A 25,131-nucleotide genomic window follows, 5' to 3' on the forward strand; every position below is an offset into this window, starting at 1 on the left:
CGCTTGCAGTCACGATAAAGTCCACCGCGTCCCCGACCGAATCCGAACGGTCCGATATGGGCGAAAGGGCAAGCTCCGTAGGTTCGGGCGATCCGCCCAATACCTCTATGGCGTTGACCAAGGGGTTCTCCGAAGCCCCGTGCACGAAGGCAACGTCAAGGAAGCCGTCCGATACCGTCACGGAATAGCTTAGCATTCCGCCCCCCAAATGGCCGAAAAGTGCCACCGGATCCACGTCAACGTGTGCCGGTGTGCCCTCAACCAAGATATCGAAGATACGGTCGCCGACACCGTCCGCGCCCGAATAGTAATTGCCAAGATACACGTTCACCACATAGTCGCCACCAGGCAGGGGAATGGTATAGCCCATCTCCGGCTCGTCTGCGGGATCCCAACGCTCACTGGAAAACAACGATGTGTACGTCGCCGCATCCATGTAGTCCGGAATGGACCCATGGCGGCCCGAGGCCGCCATCGCCGTGCTCGTGCTCAAGTTGCCCGCGCTTACCGTGTGCCCGGGAAAGGACTGTGCCCCGGGGGCCATGTCCCCGGACCAGTCGGGTCCATCGTCAGTCGAAGACACCACAGGGCCAGCGGCATTGATGCGATACACCGCTACGGGGGCCGTAGGGGCCGTGGAGACCGTCCAGGAAAAAGTTGTGCTAGACTGCGCCCCAGTAGATCTGGATGCCGTGACCATTACCGTATAGGTACCCGAACCATCAATAGCGCCAACTTCGGAGCCGTTGGGAAGGGTCCCAGTCACCCGGCCAGTGGACGCATCAATGGATACGCCCGAAGGGGCGCCGTTGAGCGTGTAGACCAGTTCCGCCGAAGGGTCCCCCCCACTCGCGGATACCATAAAATCCACCTCATCACCCACCCTATCAGAGCGGTCAGCGACTGGGGAAAGAGTAAGTGCACCACTTTGATTTGCCGGCAAGAGTTCCCATCGGAAGATATCACTGCCGTTATTTGCCGATACCACCACGTTCCCGTTGGGTTGGGTCCCCAGGTAGTACCCGCTCAACTTGCTGACGATGTTGTAGGTGTTGTCCCCCGCGTCAACCAGTTCCCAAAGCTGTGCGTCCGTTCCGTTGCCCGTGTACTGCCATACGTTCGCCCCGTTGGCCGTCGAGGCCGCGGCAACGTCCAGGTATTTGTCACTATGGCTGGCCTTGAGCATGAAGTACCCAGCAAATGAATTTTCAAGTACAAAATACTGACTTTCCAATCCTAAAAATTCAGATACATTTATATTGTCACTATTTGATGTTCCTCCATCAACAACGTTCAAGACGAAATTATTCCCTTTATTCAAAATTGAATATGATCCAAGCTCAGGAGCGGGAACCGGCGCCTGTAACTGATCGATCCACTGTTGAATTAACAACACCCCTTTTGAATCTACTTGGTTTTTTGCCAATGGAGGCATCATAATACCCTCATTAATACTTGCGGGACGATGATAGAGTTGTGATTTTGAGGCATCACCGGGAATTAAAATGCCTTCCCCATCGATGCCTAAGGTAGCATTCATCCCGGCCGTCAACAAACCTGTTTGGGAAAGACTGTTAACTAACCTCAAATCGAAATCAGCACGGTTACCAGTACCTGATTGATGGCAATAGGCACAATTTAAGTCAAGATAAGATCTAGCCTTATCGTTTATATCCGCAGTCTCATCATCCAATGAGGTATAGGTTAGAAAATTGGGGGTATCCATATCATTAATTTCAGTATCTAAAATACCCAGTGCACTAAGAGTAACCAATTGATTTCCTATACTACCCCCTTTTTCAGAATAGTCGAATTCTTTATTTAAATATCGGGTTCGCGTACCTAAAGTTCCTTTTGTAGTGTTGTTATGACATGCAATACACTCACTAACGGAAGGATAATGCCAAATAACTTCCCTACTGCCTCCATCTGTCTTTGTAACCTGAATAGACTCATCAAGGCCCACTTCTTGTAAAAAGGCATCGGTCTGGGATTCGTTCCAATTATAGGTAAAGAAATAAAAATTGCCATCATCTCCCTTTACAGAGAAACGTGTTTCAATTTTTTTGGTAATACTAGGATTGTTGTCATCAATGGGATAATCAAAATGTTTGATTAAAACTGAGCCCGCAGGAAACTCCCAAATCCCATTTTCAGAAAAGGAAATCTGTTCTTCGGCCGTATTATGGGTACCATCATTGGGTATGGCCATCCATCGTTTCTTTAAAGCCCCATCAGACCAAAAGGGTTCGATCAGTTCAAAAGGAAGTACACCTTCATTGACAGATAGACTCTCTAAATCTGAAAAAGCACCCGTTTCTGAAAGTTTTTGGGGTATACCGTTGTAATCAACCTTAGTTCTTAATTTATATAGGTTAACGTTCTCCCCACGTTTTAAAATGAACAGTTCATTACTGGAATCCTGGCCAAAAGAAATTATTTCCGAAGGTATGAAGTTACCCAAAAGTTCGTATTGCCCACTTTCGGTATCTACGGCCCAAATTTCATTGGCAATTCCAAAATCTCCACAAATGTACTTACCATAGAGTTCCGGCACTTCATTGCCCCTATATACATATCCGCCAATAACAGAATTGGCCTCCGCCCTAGGAAACGCGACCAACGGTTCTTCATGGGGCATATTATCCATTAAATTCGGCACACAATCAGGAACAGGCCCCGGCCCACGACCTTCAAAAACCGGCCAACCATAATTTTTCCCTTTAGATAAAATATTGATTTCCTCATGTCTTGTCTCGCCAATCTCACCAATGTACATTAAACCTGTTTGGGCATCAAGTGTCATTCGGTGAGGTGCCCTATGGCCCAGCGAAAAATATTCTTCAAAAAGTCCGCCACTGGCATCCAAAAATGGGTTATCGTTGGGAATCCAATATTCAATTCCGGAGAATTCATCGGTTTCACCAGCACCCGATGAGGAAAGCGTACGAATTGGAGGGTGACTTTTGACCGGATCTTTATCCACGTCTATGCGCAGTACGCCACCGTCTAAATTAGTAATAATATTTTGAGAATTAATGTAAGCTCCTTGATCTCCTGTTGTCAAATAAAGAAACCCATCATTTCCAAAACTCAACCCACCTCCACGATGGCTTGAGTTATATAATCTCATCCTTATCATCGTTAATTTTGAGTCGGGTACATACGCCATTGTGACCGGATTTAATTCAAAACGAACCAATTGTAAATAATTACCATAAAAACGTTCCAACCCACATCTAAAACTTGTTGCGAAGTCAGGAGAATTATTCCCCTCTGCATCTTTTGTACTATAAAAAGCATATAGGAAGTTTGTTCCGTTGGCACCAAATTCAGGGTGAATAACCATTCCCAAAAAACCACCATCCCAAATAACCCCCACCTCAGAGGACAAATCAAGTATTAAGTTTTTTTGGGCCGTTGATTCGTCGTCATCAAACCAGAAAATTTTACCATCTCTTTGACCAACAAGTAATTTTGATTGATTTGGAACTGGACTAAAGTTTAAAGGAGAGTCAAATGTTAGGTTCTCGAAAGCCACGCGATAAGGCTCAGAACTAGTATTCACATTTTCAAAACTACCATTCAGGAATTTGCCGATAGGTTCTGGTTCCGATAAACCTGGACCAAAAAAATAAGGTGTAAAGCTAAAAAATCCCAGGAGGAAAAAAGCGGTGGCAAAAGGCCCCCATTTATTTATTTTCATAATACAATGGTTATAAAAGATGGGGAATCACTTAAATTTAATCAGCAGATTAGCACCTGTAAATTATTATTGTCCTTATTCGATAAAAAGTTATTTTCTTCGACAAAATGTTTGTGAAAGGTTTTTAGAAGTCGATGTTTCTTGACCAATGTAATTTTCTTTTTTTATCGTTCCCTTGTCATGGCAAAAGCATCATAGCATTATGGGCATAAAAAACGGGTTAGCCTTAATGTGGCCAACCCGTTTCAAAAGTTTAATATTTCATGTTGTCAATTTTGAATGACCAGTCGTTTAGAGATAGGATCCCCATTAGAGAACATCAATGTAATTACATAAACTTCGCTTCTATAAATGGCCGTAGGAATCCTAAGAGTATTCCCGGAAAGGACTTGATCCGTAACATACTGTCGTATTAACCTACCGGACATATCATGCAACATGACTCCTATGATTTCGTCCATATCAAGATTAGCGTCCATAATTACTTCAACAAAATCAGTAGCAGGATTGGGAGCCAGTATAAACTCAAAGGAAGGCACCTCCAAGGATTCATTTTCTTCATTTACCGTAATGGTCAAAATAGCCGTATCGCTCAAGCCCCCGGCATCGCTAACCGTTAAGCTGACCTCGTAGGTGCCCGCCGTGGTGAAGGTGTTCACCGGGTTCGCCTCGGTGGACGTGTTCCCGTCACCAAAGTCCCATAGATAGCCCGTCACACCGATATCGTCCGTGGAGGCATCACCCGTAAAGGCGACTTCCAATGGGGCCTCGCCTTCCGTTACATCGCTACTGGCGATCGCAGTGGGAGTACCGTTGGCGGCCGTGACCGTTATAGTGAGGCTCGTAGCATCGCTCAAGCCCCCGGCATCGCTAACCGTTAAGCTGACCTCGTAGGTGCCCGCCGTGGTGAAGGTGTTCACCGGGTTCGCCTCGGTGGACGTGTTCCCGTCACCAAAGTCCCATAGATAGCCCGTCACACCGATATCGTCCGTGGAGGCATCACCCGTAAAGGCGACTTCCAATGGGGCCTCGCCTTCCGTTACATCGCTACTGGCGATCGCAGTGGGTGGAAATCCTGTCAATCTAAATTCCCATCGAATGGTGTCCGATCCGTCATTCTCCTGAACAATTACATTACCATCTGGTTCCGTTCCCAAATAATATCCGCTTAACTCGCTAATAAGATAGAAAGTACCATCACCTGCATCTACTATTTGCCATAGTTGAGCATCCGATCCATTGCCTTCGTACTGCCAAATATTCGTATCTACGGCTGTTGAGGCAGTAGCAACATCCAAATATTTATCACTATGCAATACTCTTAGGGAATATAAATTATTACCTGCATATTCGAGTTCGAAGTGCTGATTATCCGTATTATTATAAGTTCCTTCAGCTACATTAGCCTGGTCCAAAAGACTCGCATCAGGAACCTGCAAGGTTTCTCCACTTGCCCTATTGATTAATCTATAGGTTCCGGTGACCGGAGCGCCTACGCCACCACCGTCATTGTCGGAATTATATCCATCGACCACTAAAGAAAAACCTGTATAAAGCGCATCACTTCTCACGGCATCAACCGCAATCTCTATTTCAAAGTATTGTACTCCATCAACATCGGTATCGTCAACACCAGATACAGTGACCTCTTGGGGTGTATCCCAATTTTCTGAAGTGAATGTTAGCTCGCCGAGAGACAAATTAAACTCTTCTATATTGGAAATTCCAACCAAAGTCATAACCACATCTTCCGTAGGCGCCGCAGTGAGGACAACACTCAAAATATCAGTTTGGCCATCTTCAGAAACAGCAACTACCTCAGGACTTACTGTAATCCCATTGCCTAAAGGTCCGCTTGGGGTTGAGAACTGCCATCGGAAAATATCGCTTCCGTCATTCAACTGCACATACACGTTCCCGTTGGGTTGTGTACCTAGATAATGTCCTCCAGCCTGGCTAATTAAATGGAAAGTACCGTCACCAGCATCTACAATTTGCCAGAACTGGGCATCCGTATTACCGCCGTTGTCTTCATACTGCAGAACATTCGTTCCTGGTGCAGCAGATCCTTGTGCAACATCCAGATAGCTGCCACTATGTACAAATTTTAATTTATATAGGTTATTCCCGACGTATTCCAATTCAAGATGCTGATGATTTAGACCTTCATATGCATTTTCCGTAATATTAGCTAGATTTGCGGTACTTGCATTTGGTACCTGAAGGGTTTCCCCACTATCAAAATTTACAATTCTGTAAATCCCCAAAGCCGGTGGACCAACACCGCCCCCATCATCGTCAGAATTATAACCCTCAATCGTAGCCGTAAATCCGGAGTAGGAAGGATCGCTTTGCGAATCATCGACGCTAATTTCTACCGTAAAATATTGTACACCATCCACTTCTGTATCATCAACCCCTGTTATCGTGACGAATTGCGGAGTATCCCAATTGGCGGGTGTGAAGGTAACTTGGGATACAGATAAGGAAAATTCATCCTCATTTGTAATTCCATTTATGATTAGTACCACGTTAGTGGCCGGTGGAGCGTCCAAAACAATGCTTATCTCGTCTTCCATACCATCTTCTGAAGTTACTAATGGCGCTTCTGCCACAGTAATACCCAAATCCAAAGAAGAACCTGTAGGTTGAAATTCCCACCGGAAGATATCACTGCCGTTATTTGCCGATACCACCACGTTCCCGTTGGGTTGGGTCCCCAGGTAGTACCCGCTCAACTTGCTGACGATGTTGTAGGTGTTGTCCCCCGCGTCAACCAGTTCCCAAAGCTGTGCGTCCGTTCCGTTGCCCGTGTACTGCCATACGTTCGCCCCGTTGGCCGTCGAGGCCGCGGCAACGTCCAGGTATTTGTCGCTGTGAAGGGCCTTCAACTGGTGATAGCCCGCAACGGCCGCATCCTCCAAGGCAAAGTTCTGGTGCGCAAGGCCCGCATAGCCTCCCGTGGCCACATTGGCCGAATTCGCCGTGCCGGCGTCAGGTACCTGCAACGTCTGTCCGGAGGCACGGTTCACGATCCTGTAATCGCCCAACGGAGGTGGCGCCGGCGCCTCCAACTGGTTTATCCAAGCTTCCAATAAGGCAACGCCCTCCGTATCTATAATGCCTTTGGCCACAGGAGGCATCATGATTCCAGGATCCAGACTGTTGGCCCTATGGTAGAGCTGGGAGTTAGCTGCATCTCCAGGGACCAATATACGGGTGATGGTGGGTTCCCCGGGAATATTATTACCTATCGCGGTCAAGAGCCCTGTTTGTTGAAGCGTATTGATGAGCCTGAGATCAAATTGAGCCCTATTGCCCGTGGCAGGCTGGTGGCAGTAGGCACAGTTATTGTCCAAATAGGAACGTGCCCGTTCATCCAATGTATAATTAAGGTCATCGTCCATAGGAGCATGGGTGAGGTAGGTTTCCGTATCCGGATCTGTAATTGTTTGATCCAAAATACCCAAAGCACTCAAGGTTACCAATTGGTTACCCTCGATACCGCCTTTCTCGGCGTAATCAAAATCCTTGTTCAAAAATCGTGTCCTTGGCCCCAAAGAACCCCCAAGCGCCGGATCATGGCACTGGATGCATTGCGAATTGCTAGGATAGAGCCAGTTGACGTTTCGTGTGCCCCCACCATTGGTGGCCACTTGAATGTTGGCCGTGTCGCCAGTTGTCATATCCACCAAGGTGGCATCGGTTTCCGCCGCATTCCATTTGTATGTGAGAAAGTAAAAACTGCCATCCGCCCCCTTAATGGAAAAACGGGTCTCGATCTTACGGGTGACATTGGGATTGGTATCATCGATTGGGTAATTGAAATGTTTTACTAAAACTGAACCTATAGGGAATTGCCAATCGCCATTTTCAGACCATTGGATCTGTTCTGCAGGCGTGTTGTGGCTGCCATCATTGGGAATGGCCATCCAACGACGCTTATATGCCCCGTCCGACCAAAAGGGATCGATCATCTCATAAGGGATAAACCCTTGTGTAACGGTAAGCTCACCAATATCTGAAAAATCTCCATCCCCGTCCGTATCGAACACCCCGGTCTCCGAAAGCAGGACAGGGGCCGCATTGGTATTAATGGACTGCCTTAACCTAAATATACCGCTATCACCGCCAGCTCCCAAGGTAAGCATATAGAGCTCCCCAGTGCTATCCTGGCCAAATGAAATGATATCGCCAGGGCCCACGCCCAGATTTTCCTTGGAACCGCTTTGGGTGTCTATGGCGAACAATTGGTTGGTGATGTAATCTCCCGCAATATATCGACCCTGGTACTGGGCTATGGAACCATTGTAGACGTACCCCCCGATGATCGACGCTGCCTCGGACCTTGCGAAATCCGTTAATGGGGCCGTAAGGGGGGTCCCAGGGTATTGGACTACGTCACAGGGTATGCCAGCCTGCGTGGGAGGGCTGAACGGGGCGGTTCCCTCAAATAAGGGCCATCCATAGTTCTGCCCAGCAGTGCCGGGAACGTTCCGAAGCACATTGATCTCTTCATGGGTCCCCTCGCCCACCTCGCCTATGTATAAATCGCCCGTAGCTGTGTCCATCGTCAAACGATGCGGGCTCCGGTGGCCTATGGTATAATATTCCTCGAATATGCCACCGGTGGGGTCGTTGAAAGGGTTGTCGTTAGGTATAAAGTAATATGCACCGGACATTTCCAAGCCTTCACTGGGAATAAAGCCTGGCCTACCAGGATTCGTATTGCCCACCCCAGGGTCTTGTAGAAATCTTCTTGGAGCATGACTGGTGGCGCCTCCTATCATATCCACATCCAATCATAACACCCCACCGTCCAAATTGTTAATGGGATCCTGAGCACTGACATAGGTAGCCTGGTCCCCAGTGGTCAGGTACAAAAAGCCGTCCTGGCCAAAAGTCATGCCACCACCCCTGTGCGTAGTATTGTATAATTCCCGGCGCATCATCATTTCCCGACTATCAGCAACAAAAAGCATTGTGTTCGGATCCACCCTAAAACGCTCTAATATTAGATAATTTCCGCTAAAATTTTCCCGATTGCACCTAAAACCCTGATTAGTTCCCAAGGCATTGTTTGCGGCGTTCGTGGAATAGTACACGAACATGAAGTTCTTGGTGGGGTCTACTCCGAATTCCGGATGTATCGCCAAACCCAAAAAGCCCCCGTCCCATACGGCACCTTCATTACGATCTCCTACTTCAGAGGACCAATCCACAATCAATTCCTTTTGAGTAGTGCCATTATCCTCACCGATCCAGTAAATCTCCCCGTTCAGTTGGCCAATGACGATCTTATTGTCATTGGGCACGGGATTGAAGGTAATGGGAGAATCGAAATCTAAATTGGGAAATGCCACCTCATACGCAGGGCTACCGACACCCCCAGCAGGAAAACTGGTATTGGACCCAATTGAAAACGGCTCCGGGGTAGTCATCCCAGGACCAAAGAACATGGGACCGAAACTCATGATAGCAGCTGCAAAAGCAGTAATAGATGATATATAAAGGTATTTCTTAAGCTTTTTAAAATTAAAATCGTAATTATTTTTCATAGCATAAAAGATGTAAGTAAATTCAACCAACAAAAAAATAACATTAAACAGTCTTTAAAGATTAATATCGTTAAATGAACTTATAAAAACGTTTAATTTCAAGGGCACAAATTTAAACTTTGCACAAGAGAAAAAGAAACTATTATAAAGAATTAAAAAGGATTGATTGACAATAAAGTAAAATATGACTCGTTCTATAAACCAAAATGGAGGAATGGCAGAGTGGTCTAATGCAAATAATGGCTTCATGTCATTATTGAGGTTAACGCCTCCGAGGGTTCGAATCCCTTCTTCCTCCGCAAAAGAAACTCACGACGTAAGTGTCGTGGGTTTTGTGTTTCCAAATGCGTTGCAAGCAAACTTGCAAAAGTATTTGGAAGCGCAGAACGGGCAAGCAAAGCTTGCGTGGGTTTCATGCTTGCACAGGATTGCCTGTTCGGGATGTTGGGACAAAATCCCTTCTTCCTCCGCAAAAGAAACCCACGACGTAAGTGTCGTGGGTTTTGTGTTTCCAAATGCGTTGCAAGCAAACTTGCAAAAGTATTTGGAAGCATAGAACGGGCAAGCAAGGTTTGCGTAGGTTTTATGCTTGCAAAGAATTCCCTGTTCGGGATGTTAGGACAAAATCCCTTCTTCCTCCGCAAAAGAAACCCGCGACGGTTTCGTCGTGGGTTTTGTGTTTCCGAATCCTTTGCAAGAATACAAACAAACCCATTTGGAAGCGCAGCACGGGCAAGCAGGGATTGCGCAGGTTTCATTGATTTGTTGTACATGTCTTATTTTTGTTAAACCCGTATGTCAATCCATTCTATTTTCCCGTATTAACGATTAAAAAAACCTGTAAGGCAGAAGCTTAATAGTGTCTTTCAAATCAATAATATAATGATAACCCTAATCGGCCTTTAAATAAAAATAGCTATCCCAATCCACTGATCATACCTAACGAATCGATATTGCCCCTTTGTAATCCTTAGATGAATACAAATGCCTTTAATCGTATATTCTAACGGGTAAAACGATTGTATTTTAAGAGTTTACATAAAAAATTGTTTCTTTGGGGAATACATTAACGAGATCGCTAAAGATGAAAAAAAACTACGTAGGTACAAAATGCTATTTTTTTTATGCCCTAGTCCTTTTTTTTATAATCAATTTTAAGTCATTAGGGCAAGTTCCCTCAGAGCCAATTATAAGAAATTTAGCCACGGGTGCCGCTTGGAACTGGAGTATGGATGAAAGAGCTGTGTTCCATAATGGTTATTTATTCGTAGGGTATGCCTTGAGTGATGGCCGGGTAGGGCTGACAAGATATGATCCGGAAACGGGGGATATAAGTGAAAGTATTATTTCAACACTAGATTCACAACTCAGGGACGACCATGTTGCACCCTCCATAACCATTCTTTCTGATGGGAGGTTGCTGGCAATGCATACCCTACATATGGGGAATGAATTTTTCTATAGAATTTCCAACAATACCATTCCAAGGACGTTGGCCGATTGGGGACCAGAGGTTCAGTGGAACCTACCATTTCCTAATCTTTTTTCCAACACCTATTCCTTATCAGGAGAAAGCAACGCTATTTATAATTTTTATCGAGGCATAAATGATAACCCCACCGTATCTATTTCAAGGGATGATGCAGCTACCTGGGAAGACCCCATTCAATTAATAAGGACGACAGGTTCAGGTTTACAAAGGCCATACCCTAAGTTTGCAACCGATGAGGTAAATAGGATTGACTTCACCTACACTGATGGGCATCCGAGAATATCGTCCAATTCTATTTATCATTTATATTATGAAAATGGGGTTTTTCGAAATTCCAATGGATCTTTTTTTAAGGATTTCCAAGACTTGCCCATTGAACATGATGGTGGGGAAAGGGGAACTCTAGTGTATCAATTTTCAACTGATTCTTGGGGTAGTGGCGAAGGACCCGACGACTGGATTCCCAATGGTAGAGCCTGGACATGGGATACGGCATATTACACTGATGGAAATCCCGCTACCGTCTTTCAAGTAAGCTTGGATTCACCCTCAGACCCAAATAACTATTTGGCCACTAGAATATTTTATTATTATGCTCGATGGACAGGTACAAATTGGCAAAAGCGCATGATTGCAAAAGCTGGTCGGCCCTTATATGATAGAGAGGAAGATTATTCTGGAGGAATCACTATAGACCCCGACAACCCTAACGTCATATATCTATCTACCAATGCCGCCAATCCTTTTGATCTAACCTGGCAGGACACTAATATTCCCTTGAATACCAATGACAGATATGAAATTTGGAAAGGGGAAACTTCTGATGGAGGCCTTACCTTTTCGTGGCAACCCATTACTCAAAACTCCACTTCTGACCACCTCAGGCCCATTGTTCCAAAAAACCATGGACAGAGCCAGCATGCCATATGGTTCAGTGGGCAATATGATACTTACGAACGGTGGAACAATGACACCCAATTATTGGCTTTATTTGGGGACTCCAACACAATACCCGTGACCGACGTCACTGTAACCCCATCTACCAGGGCGCTACAAACAGGCGAGAGCGCTCAGCTCACTGCAATAGTAAGCCCGGGCAACGCCACCGACAATTCCGTTTCATGGGCCACGAGCGACCAAGGGGTGGCAACGGTAAACGGCAGCGGACTGGTAACGGCAACAGGTACGGGTACGGCAACGATAACGGCGACGACCATTGACGGCTCGTTTACAGACACGGCAATAATAACGGTTCAGGCGGTCACGGTACCTGTCACAGGGGTCACGGTGACACCATCAAGCGAGACCCTGACCGTTGGGGACAACGTCTCCCTAACGGCCACCGTCAGCCCGGCAAACGCGACCGACACGTCCGTGGCATGGTCCACCAGCAATCCCGGGGTTGCAACGGTAAGCACAAACGGGACCGTTACGGCAATTGGGGCAGGGACAACGACCATCACCGCCACCACCAACGACGGTTCCTTTACGGATAATATCGAAGTATCCGTAATTTCCGATGAAGGTATTATACTTTACCCCAATCCTACAACGAACTTAGTCTATATCAAAATACCAAGTAAGCAAATAGAACTTTCACCCGTAGACACAATAGGTTTATATGAAATATCTGGAAAATTAATATTGGAATATTCAAATCAGTTTACAACTGAAACCTTATTCCCTATGGACATTCCTGAAGTACAAACTGGAATATACCTCCTAAAGATAAATTACAAGGACGATAGCTCTGTCACGAAGAAAATAATCCTAGGTAATTAGTTTAGAAAATGTAATCCCATAACAGAATGATTTTTTTACGAACAGAATATTGATGGAAACATCGGACATAAATATTATAAGGTTAGTGCTTAAATTTTTCAAAATATACCTAATATTATTGTTGTATTTCATGTTTTCTGAAGAGTCGCTTTTATCCCCGATAATTTAGGAGTCCAATTCGTAAAAAATTCATTCCAATAAATAGAAAAAAATAACGTTTGCCATTTCATGGGATAAAAAAATAGAAATGTATGTTATCGAACATTTCTGAAACTTAATCAAAATATTTCCCGTTATCATTGTTCTTACAATATAAATTGGGAAATTTACATCAAACCAAATAAAAATGGCCACAAAAATAGCATTTATAGGTGCCGGAATTGCTACCAGTTACACGTTAATACCATTATTAGACAACCTTTCCTATCAAAAAGAAACAAGTCTAGAATTATATGTTGTAGACAAGAGCAATGATTTTTTTAAGGGTATGCCCTATGGGGAACGTTCCGGAAAATCGGTACTCTTGATCCAAGACCTTAAAAACTTTATCTCAGAACCTCAAAGAACGCATTTCAAAAATTGGTTGAACGAAAATATAGATGGATTGGCACAAGAGTTCGTGGAACATGGCGGACACTATGCCTCAGATTGGGTGCGAAAAAACAATGCCACCTATATTAAAGGTGATTGGGACGATCTCTATATTCCCCGTTTTTTCTTCGGCAGGTATATCGAACAAGAGGTGCTGCAAAGGATAGAGAAACTAAAGTCAAAAAATTGCCTTTCAGTACATTATATAAAAAAAGAAATTGTTAGAATTACTAGGCAGGGAGAAAATTTTAGATTATTTTTTAATGATGGGACGCATTTAGATGTCGAGAAAACAGTTCTTTCCATTGGTTCCTTACCTTATAAGCAACTGTATGAAAAGCCCATTTTGAATAAAGAAAATACCCTATATATAAAAGAACCGTATGGGGTTGGGATGGAAGAAAATATGACGCAAATCGTAAATTTCGTCAAAAATAGAAATAAAAAGAATCTTCCCACAAAAATAGCTGTTTTGGGCGCCAATGCCAGTGGACTGGAAATGATCTATAAAATCTGTGATAAATTACCCTTGGAAGAGTACCAAACAAGCTTTAAGACCTTGTCTTCTCACGGGGTGATGCCCGACGGAACGGTAGACCAGGAAAAAGCAAAATCCTTTGAGCCAAAGCATTTGATCGCTTTGTCCCATAAAAAAACATTAACTGCCAAGGAAATCTCCGAGGCCGCACATAAGGATATAGATGCAGCAGAATCCCTTGAGATCGGAGCTGCCACTTCTGTTGGAATTATATCAAAAGGTTTTGGTGCATTATTACCAAGACTAGATGAGGGAGAACTTTCAAATTTCGCTTGTTTTTATGGCAATCAAATAGGACGAAGACAACGTTGTGCCGGAAACCACTACCTTTCAGTTGTTGATGAGCTTTCCAAAAGGAACCGATTTTCCCATATAAAAGGCAGATTCGCACAGCTTCAAGAAAATGAAAACGGATTGGAAGTTAGCTATACAATTACCGATACTAATTCCGAGAAGAATTTAGGCAAGGAGGATTTTAACATTGTGGTAAATTGTCTAGGAAGTGTGAACCTGATGGCAGATGACCTTTCCCCCTTCTTGAAAGGTTTGATAACAGATGGACTTTGTACCCCAAACCCTTCACAAATAGGATTCCATATTGACAAAAAAATGCAGGCGTCAAAAAACCTATTCGTAGCAGGACCCTTATTGGCTGGAAACCAAATTGAAGACAAAATATTTTGGCATTTGGAGCATTGTGTACGAATCATTTGGTCCAGCAATGTACTGTCCAAAAATCTTTGGGCCAGTTTGACCGAAAAGGTGGCCGTATAGACCATTCTTCCTTTTAGAGTCCATATTTCATGGATTTAAAGTAGTCAATTGTTTGTGACTTTGTATTTTTGGGGTTGTGAAAATAACATATTTCATGACCCCAACACCTGTTTCTAAGTTCCGACTTATCATTCTTCTGCTATTTATAAACACCCCATTTTTTGCCCAGGTTTTCTATGAAAATGCCTTTACTAACCTTTCCTTTAATTTCCCCGTGGAAATGCAGGCACCACCCGATGGAAGTAACCGATTGTGCGTTTTAGAACAGCCCGGAATCATCAAAGTATTTCCGAATAGTCCTTCCATCTCCCAAAACGAAGTGGCTACATTTTTAGATATTTCCAACAAAGTGGCCTACAGTTCTGGGCAGGAAATTGGTCTTTTGGGCCTTGCCTTTCATCCACAATTTACATCAAATGGTTATGTTTTTGTTTACTATATTGATAGGCCGAATAATTACAGGATCAATATCGTTAGATACACCGTATCCCAAGAGAATCCAAATATTTTAGATGAAACCTCCGAGTTTGTTATTGCACAATTCCAAAAAAACCAGAGTGACTCTAATCACAACGGAGGAAAAATCGCCTTTGGTCCGGACGGATATCTGTACATTTCCGTAGGGGATGGCGGAGGGGGCGGAGATCCCCAAAAAAATGGTCAAAACTTAAATACGGTATTTGGAAGTATCTTAAGAATCGATGTAGATATTGATGGTGATAATCCTTTGGAAACCAATCCTGAACTACCCAATGGAAATTATGAGATTCCTAGTGATAATCCTAGGGTAGGACAAGCAGGTTTGGACGAACTCTTTGCTTGGGGCATACGAAATACTTGGAAGTTCTCCTTCGACGAACAAGGTAGACTATGGGGGGCGGATGTTGGTCAAAATGCATTCGAGGAAATCAACCTCATAGAAAAAGGCGGAAATTATGGATGGAACAGATTTGAGGCTGAAAGCCAACCCAGTTATGGCTCAGGAACTTCATTGGTTACCACGCCAGATAGTAAGCCGCTATTTTATTATGATCACAATTCTGGGGACGTTTCCATTACCGGTGGTTATTGGTATAAGGGCGGCCTTCAGGATTCCCGCTTGCAAAATGCCTATGTTTATGGGGATTATGTTTCGGGAAGAGTTTGGGCGTTGCGTTACGATGAAGCCTCCAAAACCGTGTCCAATGAACTTCTATTCAAAACAAACGGCACGTATATCTCATCTTTTGGCGAAGACGAATCCGGAGAACTTTACTTTCTTGGCTATTCAAATACCGCCAGAATATATCGATTATCAGGGAATTCTTCAGAACCGGAAACTATCCAAGTCAATGGTGTAGGCAATTGGACTCCTTTGGATGCAGGAACCAATGGCACCGTTGAGTGTTTGATAACCGACAGTAATGGAAATTTGATTATTGGCGGTAATTTTAGCAGCGGTGGGGGTGTAAGCGTTGGAAATTTAGCCATGTACGATTCCAACGGTAACTGGAGTGCCTATACATCCGGCTCCAATGGCCCCATATTGGATATGGCCCTATCTGCTAACGGCAATCTTTTTGTAGCAGGTGATTTCAGTGAAATTGGTGGAATACCCGCAAATAACATTGCATATTATAATGGGGATAATTGGAATTCATTGGGAAATGGAACAAACGGACCTATTTCCAAAATTTCCTTTGACAAGAGCGGATCCGTTCTATACGCCGGTGGTGTGTTTAGCAATGCGGGAGAATTGACTGTAAATAATATCGCAAAGTGGGAAAACGGAAATTGGCTCAGTCTAACCGATAGTAGCACAGGTATAACAGGTACCAACAATGAGATTAGGGCCATTGCGTTTGACGAAGAAAACAACCTGTACATTGGCGGAAACTTTGATTTGGCAGGTGGCCGCACTGCCAATAGAATTGCGAGTTGGGATGGCACCAATTGGGATGCGCTGGGAACTGGTACAAGTGGATTCGTTCAGGCTATTATTATTAACAATGGTTTCGTCTATGCGGGCGGAAACTTTGTGAATGCAGGTAACAGTACCGTACGTAGAATAGCCAGGTTTCATCTTCAAAACCAGACATGGGAGACGCTGGGTGCTGGTATCAGCGGTAATGTTAATGATTTGAATTGGCATAATGGACATCTTTACGCCACGGGAACGTTTGAAACTGCAAGCGACATTATCTCAGAAAACAAAGTAATGAACAACATTGCCAGGTGGAACCCTACTCTTGGCTGGCAAGCACTTGGGCCCGGAACGGATGTTGGAATCGACAATAGAGGCAATGCTCTTTATTTTATTGAGGAAACCAAGGAATTATTTTTGGGTGGGAATTTTGGCCGTGCCGGTAATAATTCCAATACAAACAACATAGCAATATGGTCGCTTATGGATACGGATGGGGACGGTGTTCCAGATGCAGAAGATGAATGTCCTGAAACTCCTGAAAACACCCTTGTCTCTTTAAATGGATGTCCATTGGCAGCTTTTCCTTCTGATCAGTTCTCCTTAAGTACTTTTAAGGTATCCTGTTTGGGCACGGCAACCGGAAAAATAACGATAACAAGTAAGTCAAGCGGCAACTATCAGGCCGTTTTATCTGATGAAGAAGGTTCTGAGAGCTTGAATTTTAATGAAAGTATTTCCTTTACAGACCTTGCATCGGGAACCTATAATGTTTGTCTAAATTCAATTGATGGGCAGTTCCTTGAAAGTTGCTACACCATTACTATTGGAGAACCTGAACCCTTATCGGTATCCACTTCCATGAACTTTATTGACAATACAGTTTCCGTTTCTGTCACAGGCACATCACGATTTAGGGTTCAACTAAATCAGGAATTTTGGGAAGAGGTAGAAAATGAAATTACCCTTCCCCTAACCCAAGAGGTAAACAATCTTACCATCATATCGGAAGAAGGTTGTCATGGTTCTTATACGGAGACCATACTGATGGAAAATGCCATAACCGCTTATCCAAGTCCATTTACCGAACAATTGGAGCTATTTCTTAACAATTTTGAAGGTGAAAAAGAAGAAATTTTGATTTACAATACTTTAGGACAAATAGTATTCAGTGAAACACTACCTGTTTACAACAAAACCATTAAATTAGACACCGCACAATGGACGGATGGGCTTTATGTCGTTCAAATTGGAAATGGTAAGAAAAAAAGGATATTCAAAGTACTAAAATCATGAGGAAAGTCGCATCTTTAATGATGATTGCCGTCTTTCTTGGAAATTGTTCAGCGGACAGCGACCTGGCCGAATTATTGGGTCCGAGCATTACCATTGAGCTTACTTTTCCAGAAAATCTTTCGGAATGTACGGAAGGAACTTTGGTTTCGGAAACAGAAAGTGAATTGACATTCCTTTGGGAGGGTATTGATCGCGTACAAACCTATAAAATGACGCTTACAAATCTCAACACCTCCAATATCCAAGAATTTGAAAGTGACCAACCGCAACTTAATGTGCTCTTAAAGAGAGCCACCCCCTATTCATGGAGTATTTCATCAGCATCCAGTCCAAATAAAATCCGAAGTGAAACTTGGTCTTTTTACAACGAGGGTCCTGGATCTGAATCTTTTGTTCCTTCACCTGCTACGGCGATTTCGCCTGCCAACGGAGCTTCCATCTCAGCGACCGCAACTACAGTAAACTTACGATGGAATTCGGAAGATCGAGATGACGACATTGTAGGATATGATCTTTATTTTGGAGAAGACAATGACCCTGCGTTATTTGAATCGGATTTGGAAAATGACCAATTCCTTGGTATTCCTGTGGTTGCGGGTATAACCTATTATTGGAAAGTAGTTACTAAGGACAGTCAGGGGAATGAATCCGTCTCCCCTATTTTTTCATTTACCGTTGGATAATACCACTTATAAGTAAGATTTTAGTAACATAAAATTTATTCTTGTTTATAAAATAATTCTACCGGACATAATCAGCAAATAACAAAAAACAAGGCGCCTTTTATCTTTAGGTTTTAGATAATTCTATGGATAAAGTTTCAATTATATTTATTTCAAAAAAAAAGAGCCGTATCATTTTAAATAATGATCCGGCTCAAAATTTTACAACGACTAGGTTAGAACTCTATAATACTAAACTGTGACCTTCGGTTCTCCTGATGTTTGACCTCTGGACATTTTACCCCATTGCCACATTCGTTGGTCAGCTGGGATTCACCCTGGGCCTTTCCAACCAAACGATCGGATGTAATTCCCAATTCATTTAAGTAGTTGACCGTTCTTTCCAATCGTCTTTCAGATAGCCATTGGTTAAATTCCTCAGGACCCCTCGCATCCGTATGGGCGGAAATCTCCAATTTGACGGTTTCATGTTCTTTTAGTATGGCTGCAAGTTTATCCAACAATGACTTATCATCATTTTTCAAATACGAGGAATTAAACCTAAAATAAACACGCCCTAATCCGTCTATTTGATCTTGAATCTCTTTTTGTTCTGCCTCTTTTTTATCCCTAGCGGCTTTTTCTGCGGCGGCCAGCTCGGCAGCCTCTTTCTCTTTTTGAAGTCGCTCCGTCAACAAAGCTTCCTCTTTTAATCGATTGACTTCGGCAATGGAATCTGCCTGTCGTTGTTTTTCCTTTTCAATGGCCGCCAACAATTCCTTCTTCTCCTCGCCCCTTTTTGATAGCCCCTTTTCGATACCAAATTGGTAAACTACCCCAGCGGCATGTTGGATATGGTTGGTAGCGCCGTCTGACTGGCTCATGGCCCACTTACCGGACGAATTAAAATCCAAGCCCCATCTATCCGAAAACCATGTTCTAAATCCTACCACGGCATTGTACGTTCCCCTTCCCAAATTATTGGCCTCGGTATAACCCGCTCCTACACCAACGTATGGATCGAACCAACCGGTTTCCCCTATAATTTTGTTCAAATCATAGGTAATCCTAGCATCAATGGCATAATAGTCAATATCTTCAGGATTCACTTGCCCGTCAATAATTTTGCCCTCTTTATACTTGTTCAAAGTCCCTATGGCCTCCACACCTAGTCCACTTTTGAAATATCTTCCTAAACTTAACCTGGAAGGATACGGCAAGATATTCCATTCATCCCCAACATCGAAAAGTCCGTCAAAAACGTTCCCGGAATCGTCCACGGCATTGAAACCGAGGCCTACCATCCATGAACTTATGACGATACTATCCTTTGAGGTGATTTGAAGTTCTTCTTCCTGACCAAAAGAGATATTGGAAAAGGCAAGAATTGCTATAGCTAAAAATAAAATTTTGGTTCTCATGTCCATTGAATTTGGGTATTAATGTGTAAAACTAGTATAATAACTGCTCGTTTTCAAAAAAGTCCTTTGTAAGGTATTTTTTATCGTTTGATAGATGTATTCCTATAATTATCCGATGTAATCTATTGGATTATTACGTCCTTATTTGTTTTGGGAACACTGTAAATAAAAAAAGGTGTCAACACGGCCGTAGTTTCTTTTCTTGAGTTTGTCCGGATCTTCTTTAAGAGTAAGCTCTCCTTGGATGACTTTTGCAGGGTAATATCAGGTTCATTATTGGTAGTAGTGCCTTTCAAGCGAACAATGACCGACTTTGTTTTAAAATCGATCTCCGGAACTGGTATTCCCGGTTTTCTGGTTCTATTGATTTTTCCAAAAAACTCCTCAAATTCCAGCCGACTATCAATTTTTAACAAATGTTCCTGCTCAAAGCCACTATGATCGCCGCTCATAATCAGGTACATTGCAACTGTATCGGTATTTTCGAGTTTCATTTTTTCTTGACTCTTGCACGAACCCAAGGAAACTACGAGAATAAATAGGAGGATAAAGGGCCTAAACATTTTTTAATCGGCTATTATAAGCTCGTTCATATACTTTCTCGTACAGTGGTAACACCTTTAAAATATCGAACTTTTCGGCTTCCTTTACGGCGTTCAATTTAAATCGCTCCAAGGTGTCATCATCCTCCAAAATGGATATCGCATTTTGTGCCATTTCCTCAATGTTCCCAATATCACTTAAATACCCTGTTACGCCATGGACGTTCACTTCTGGAATTCCTCCGGTATTGCTCGAAATTACAGGAACTTTATTAATCATGGCCTCCAAAGCCGCCAAACCAAAACTTTCGGTTTGGGACGGCAGCAAAAAGAGATCTGAAAAGCAAAGTATCTTGTCTATTTCATTACTGTTTCCCAAAAAGATGACCTTATTGCCAATGCCCAAATCCTCACATAATCGTTCCGCACCTTCTTTTTCAGGCCCCTCGCCTACCATGATCAATTTAGAAGGTATTCTTTCCTGAATCTTCTGGAATACCTTGATTACGTCGGGTATGCGCTTCACTTTCCTAAAGTTACTTATATGCGTAATTATACGCTCGCCATCCTTTGCCATAGCCGATCGTTGGCAATCCGTAAACGTGTGCTTGTATTTGTTTTTGTCTATAAAGTTGGGGATAACCTCTATATCTTTTTTTATATCGAATATCTCCAAAGTACCTTGTTTTAGGCTTTCGGAAACGGAGGTTACCACATCGGATTGATTGATGCTAAAATTCACCGCAGGCTTATAAAACGGATGCTTGCCTACAAGGGTAATATCGGTTCCATGCAAGGTCGTCACCATCGGAACATAAATTCCCTGTTCCTCCAACATTTTCTGGGCCATATAACCGGCATAAGCGTGGGGTATTGCATAATGGACATGTAACAAATCTATATTGTACAATTTTATGGTGTCCACCAATTTACTGGACAATGCCAACTCATAAGGCTGATAATGGAACAAAGGATATTCCGGCACATGTACCTCGTGAAAATAAATACTATTGTTTAAAAGTTCCAATCGCACGGGTTGACGATAAGTTACAAAATGTACCTCGTGCCCCCTATTCGCAAGGGCAATTCCCAATTCCGTGGCAACAACACCGCTACCACCAAACGTTGGGTAGCAAACAATAGCAATTTTCATGCGTATAAAATTAGATCAATAGCTTGATTCTTAAACATTTCCTTTTGTATTGTTATTTAACTTAACACAACAAATCCCTCTCTGAGGGTTTCATTCTGTCTAAATCCATTTTGCAATCGGTCAGTTATGAAATCCCGAAGGCATACAGTCTTTAAAGGAATCTTCTAACGGATGCCCTTGACTACAAAACTACTCTTTAATTTAGTATGGAGTCGTAAATGGCCTGCTGAATCCTAGTTCTTAACCCAGATTTAACTAAAAGGGTGTTGGAGGCCGATGGATAGGTACGGTTGGATAAAAATACATACACGATCTCCTCTTCCGGATCTGCCCAGGTGTACGTTCCCGTAAAACCACTATGTCCAAAGCTTTTTCTGGAAACACACCCGCAGGTGGGCCCACTGTGTTCCAGTTGGGGCTTGTCAAAGCCAACGCCCCTTCGTACGTTTTTATCACAAAAATAGCAGGTGTTGAATTTCTTTACGGTCCGGGAATCAAAGAACTTCGTCCCACCGTAGTATCCGTTCTGTAAATACATCTGCATAATCTTGGCCACGTCGTTCGCATTGCTGAACAGGCCCGCGTGACCTCCCACCCCACCTTGCATGGCCGCCCCCATGTCATGGACATAGCCCTGTACGGTCTGGTATCTATAATAATTATCCTCTTCTGAAGGCACAATCTTGTTCTTTGGAATTTTTTCCAAGGGATTGTAGGCAGTGTAGTTCGCCCCTATTCTACTATACAAAAAATCGTTTGCGAGTACATCCAATTTTTCCCCATACGTATCCTCCACGTATTTTTTCATGACATAATATGGCACGTCGCTATAGCGATATCTGTTGGATTTTAAATCCTGTCTTCCAATCCTATTATAAATGGAATCGTTATAGGCATCGGTGAGATATAGGTTTTCTGCAACCTTGACCGAAAAGCCATCCGTTGGTTGGGTGCGATAAAACTCCTTGGAAGGCCTTCTATTTTCGTCTAAGGTGCGGACATAAAAGGGTATCCAGGCAGGCAACCGTCCATAATGCGACAAGGCCTTTAAGACCGTTACGTTCTTGATTTCCGTATTGGAATATTCGGGTACCAGTTCCTCAAAAGTATCGTTCAAGGCAATCTTTCCTTCTTCCTCCATTTTCATGACCATGGGCAAGGTCGCTAAAATCTTTGTCAACGAAGCTAGGTCGTAAATATCATCATCGGCGACGGCAACTTCGGACTCGTACGTGGGTTTCCCAAAACTTTTGTTGTACACCACTTTCCCATGCCTGGCCACCAAAACCTGGGCCCCAGGAAACATGAGACTATCCAGTCCGTCCTGCACCAATTCATCTACCTTGGAAAGGCCCTTTGAACTAAGACCTACCCTTTCCGGAAGACTATATCCCAACCTATTTAGCGAGGATAATTGAATTCCCGTTCCGGCCCGAAATTCAAAACTTCCACTAACAGGCAACTTTCCCGAGGCGTGAATCGCACCAAACAGAAGTTCCGCTGTTTTCCTCTGGGCAATGGCGCTATTTTGATAGGAAACCACAACGGCATCAATATTCTGAAACGTGGAGATATCCGAAAGTGCATACGGTTTTGCAAATACGGTCAGGATTAGGTTTGAAGACCTTAAATTGGAAATTTCCTGCAGCCAAGCCAGTTCCCTGTCAGTAAACTTATAGGGTTTCCAAGGACTCTCATTGCTTTTATGGTGACCGATGATTACCAAGTTATAATGCTCCAACTGCTTTTTGAGCGATTCAATGGTATTGGCATTTACTTGGGTCACCGTAGTATATTTGTTCAGTTCCGATATGAAGTCATCATTGGGAGCATCCCCAAATTTTACATAGGCGATTTTCTTGTTTTCCAAATTTTTAATGCCAAGCAAGTCAAACCGATTCTTAACAACCGTTAGGGCGTTCTCAATGGCTTCCTCATAAAGGATATCATCCTCAACGGTATTTAAATCCTCGTACAGATTGTCCAGAGCAATGGGTCTATAATTATGGAGTCCCACCTTGAATTTTGCCATTAATATCTTCTTCACGGATTGGGCAAGCCTTGCCTCACTGATCCGGCCCCTGTTGTAGTTTTTGATCAATAGGTCTTTGGCATCCTCCACGTTCTGGGGCATTAAAAGGATATCGTTGCCTGCGTTGAAAGCGGCCAACGCTACTGCACCCTCGGTACCGAATTTGGTCACTCCCTGCATATTCAAGGCATCGGTAAAGACCAAACCTTCAAATCCCAGTTCCTCCTTGAGTATTCCAGAAATGATCTGTTCCGATAACGAGGATGGTAGACCTTCCTTGATTTCCATGGATGGCACCTCCAAATGGGCTACCATGACACTACTTAGACCTTCGTTGATCAACTTTTTAAAGGGATACAGTTCCAGACTGTCCAATCGCTCCCTGGAAAAAGGAATTACGGGCAGATCATGGTGGGAATCCACGTCGGTGTCGCCATGGCCCGGGAAATGCTTTCCGCTGGATAGCACACCCGCACTTTCCATACCTTTCATAAAGGCGATGCCCTTATCCGCAACCACATCCTTAGTTTCCCCAAAGGAACGGTTGCCAATGATCGGATTTTTAGGATTGGTGTTGATGTCGATATCCGGTGCAAAATTAATGTGCACCCCCAAGCGTTTTGCGTGCTGTCCTACCCTATACCCTACTTTTTCTACGATTTTAGTATCCTGAATGGCTCCCAAGGTCATGTTCCAAGGAAAAGAATAGGTGGAGTCCAATCGCATGGCCAATCCCCATTCCGCATCCATTCCCACCAATAACGGTATCTTTGATAGGGATTGAAACTCGTTGCAAAGTTTGGCCTGTTGTACGGGCCCACCCTTTGAAAAAATGATTCCCCCTATTTTTTGCTCAAGAATGAGCTGCTTTATCTTCTCCTTTTCCCCATCGGTTTGGTTGGAGGTCACCATGACCATAAACAATTGCCCTACCTTTTCTTCCAAGGTCATTTTTTGGTATTGTTCGGTTACCCAAATGGCCTGGGCCAGACTATCCGAACTAACCAAAGGGTTTTGTCCAATAAGAAAAGAAGAGCCAAAAAGAAAAAAGAAAAATTTGAGAAAAAGCTTCATGTGTTTTTACTGTATGGAAATAACATCAAACCATGAAATTTATTGCATTTCATCGATAAAACCTAATAAAAATAGATGTTAACGACCGCTAGCATCTAGACAAAACGCGCGTGCCAACTTTCGGAAGCGGGAACTTCCCAATGCTCCATATATTCACCCTTGGTCGCCACAAGGTTATTGAAAACGATGGTATTCCTTGATATGGCCTTCTGTTTGGCCATCGCCTTAAAGTCCAATAAGTTCTTATAGGCTATAAAATCACCTTGCTTGAACGATACGTTCATTTTATCCAGCAGTTCCACTTGGTACTTTTTTTCCAAATGTTGTATAAAATGAACCGATGCATCAATGGAGCATCCTGTGGCCGACTGCCCACTTTGGTCCAAGGCAATTACCAAAAACCTGTTGTACTTTATCTCAAAACCGGCCTTCAGGTCCTTACCGTGGGCCGTCCAGTTTTCCAAAAAAAGTGTAAGGTCGTCCTGTATTTCCTGTAATTCCTGTTCCGTAAAACTTCTGTTCGCCTGGTAAATCCATACCCTGGAACTATCGGGTAGTGTATTAAAATCTGCTAGCATGAATCCTTCTTTATAGTTTTAAAATCAAC

Annotated in this window: 12 protein-coding genes and 1 tRNA gene; 5 read left to right on the forward strand and 8 right to left on the reverse strand. The window is 43.4% G+C overall.

Annotated elements, in window-relative coordinates; all coding sequences use genetic code 11:
• The 3 genes from PP181_RS16425 to PP181_RS16435 form a co-directional block, all read right to left on the reverse strand.
• Nucleotides 1-3,706: PQQ-dependent sugar dehydrogenase (locus PP181_RS16425; protein WP_272637876.1), on the reverse strand; the 3,706-nt coding region annotated here is incomplete at its 3' end.
• A gap of 269 nt (nt 3,707-3,975) precedes the next feature.
• Entirely contained in the window at nt 3,976-8,496 is a 4,521-nt protein-coding gene (locus PP181_RS16430; protein WP_272637877.1) for an RICIN domain-containing protein, read from the reverse strand.
• A gap of 12 nt (nt 8,497-8,508) precedes the next feature.
• Nucleotides 8,509-9,264: a PQQ-dependent sugar dehydrogenase gene (locus PP181_RS16435; RefSeq protein WP_272637878.1), complete on the reverse strand. Its 756-nt coding sequence runs from the start codon at nt 9,262-9,264 to the stop codon at nt 8,509-8,511.
• Between the two features lie 208 nt (nt 9,265-9,472).
• Here PP181_RS16435 and PP181_RS16440 point away from each other — a divergent pair.
• From PP181_RS16440 to PP181_RS16460, 5 genes are all read left to right on the forward strand, one after another.
• A tRNA-OTHER gene (locus PP181_RS16440) sits at nt 9,473-9,563 on the forward strand.
• Nucleotides 9,564-10,492: 929 nt separating this feature from the next.
• Nucleotides 10,493-12,538 carry an Ig-like domain-containing protein gene (locus PP181_RS16445; RefSeq protein ID WP_272637879.1) on the forward strand — a complete coding sequence of 682 codons (2,046 nt, stop codon included), beginning with the start codon at nt 10,493-10,495 and terminating at the stop codon, nt 12,536-12,538.
• A 346-nt stretch (nt 12,539-12,884) separates the two neighbouring features.
• On the forward strand, nt 12,885-14,441 hold the full coding sequence (locus tag PP181_RS16450; RefSeq protein WP_272637881.1) for an FAD/NAD(P)-binding protein: 1,557 nt from the start codon (nt 12,885-12,887) through the stop codon (nt 14,439-14,441).
• A 94-nt stretch (nt 14,442-14,535) separates the two neighbouring features.
• A complete protein-coding gene (locus PP181_RS16455) occupies nt 14,536-17,640 on the forward strand; it encodes a PQQ-dependent sugar dehydrogenase (RefSeq protein WP_272637882.1) in 3,105 nt (1,034 codons plus the stop codon).
• Entirely contained in the window at nt 17,637-18,323 is a 687-nt protein-coding gene (locus PP181_RS16460) for a hypothetical protein (protein ID WP_272637883.1), read from the forward strand. The genes PP181_RS16455 and PP181_RS16460 overlap by 4 nt, the downstream gene beginning before the upstream one ends.
• Before the next feature lie 215 nt (nt 18,324-18,538).
• On the opposite strand, the gene PP181_RS16465 is transcribed toward PP181_RS16460, so the two are convergent.
• The 5 genes from PP181_RS16465 to PP181_RS16485 form a co-directional block, all read right to left on the reverse strand.
• The gene (locus PP181_RS16465; RefSeq protein ID WP_272637884.1) at nt 18,539-19,723 is read right to left on the reverse strand and encodes an OmpA family protein; all 1,185 of its coding nucleotides are present in this window, start codon (nt 19,721-19,723) and stop codon (nt 18,539-18,541) included.
• Nucleotides 19,724-19,845: 122 nt separating this feature from the next.
• Nucleotides 19,846-20,217, reverse strand: coding sequence for a hypothetical protein (locus PP181_RS16470; RefSeq protein ID WP_154920850.1), 372 nt, complete (start codon nt 20,215-20,217; stop codon nt 19,846-19,848).
• Nucleotides 20,218-20,278: 61 nt separating this feature from the next.
• Nucleotides 20,279-21,418, reverse strand: coding sequence for an N-acetyl-alpha-D-glucosaminyl L-malate synthase BshA (gene bshA / locus PP181_RS16475; RefSeq protein ID WP_154920849.1), 1,140 nt, complete (start codon nt 21,416-21,418; stop codon nt 20,279-20,281).
• Nucleotides 21,419-21,614: 196 nt separating this feature from the next.
• Complete coding sequence (locus tag PP181_RS16480) at nt 21,615-24,524, reverse strand: glycoside hydrolase family 3 N-terminal domain-containing protein (protein ID WP_272637885.1); 2,910 nt, start codon at nt 24,522-24,524, stop codon at nt 21,615-21,617.
• 95 nt (nt 24,525-24,619) lie between these two features.
• Nucleotides 24,620-25,102, reverse strand: coding sequence for an ABC transporter ATPase (locus PP181_RS16485; protein ID WP_272637886.1), 483 nt, complete (start codon nt 25,100-25,102; stop codon nt 24,620-24,622).
• Nucleotides 25,103-25,131: the final 29 nt, after the last annotated feature.

The organism is Maribacter sp. PR66 (assembly GCF_028464205.1).
Taxonomy (GTDB): Bacteria; Bacteroidota; Bacteroidia; order Flavobacteriales; family Flavobacteriaceae; genus Maribacter; species Maribacter flavus.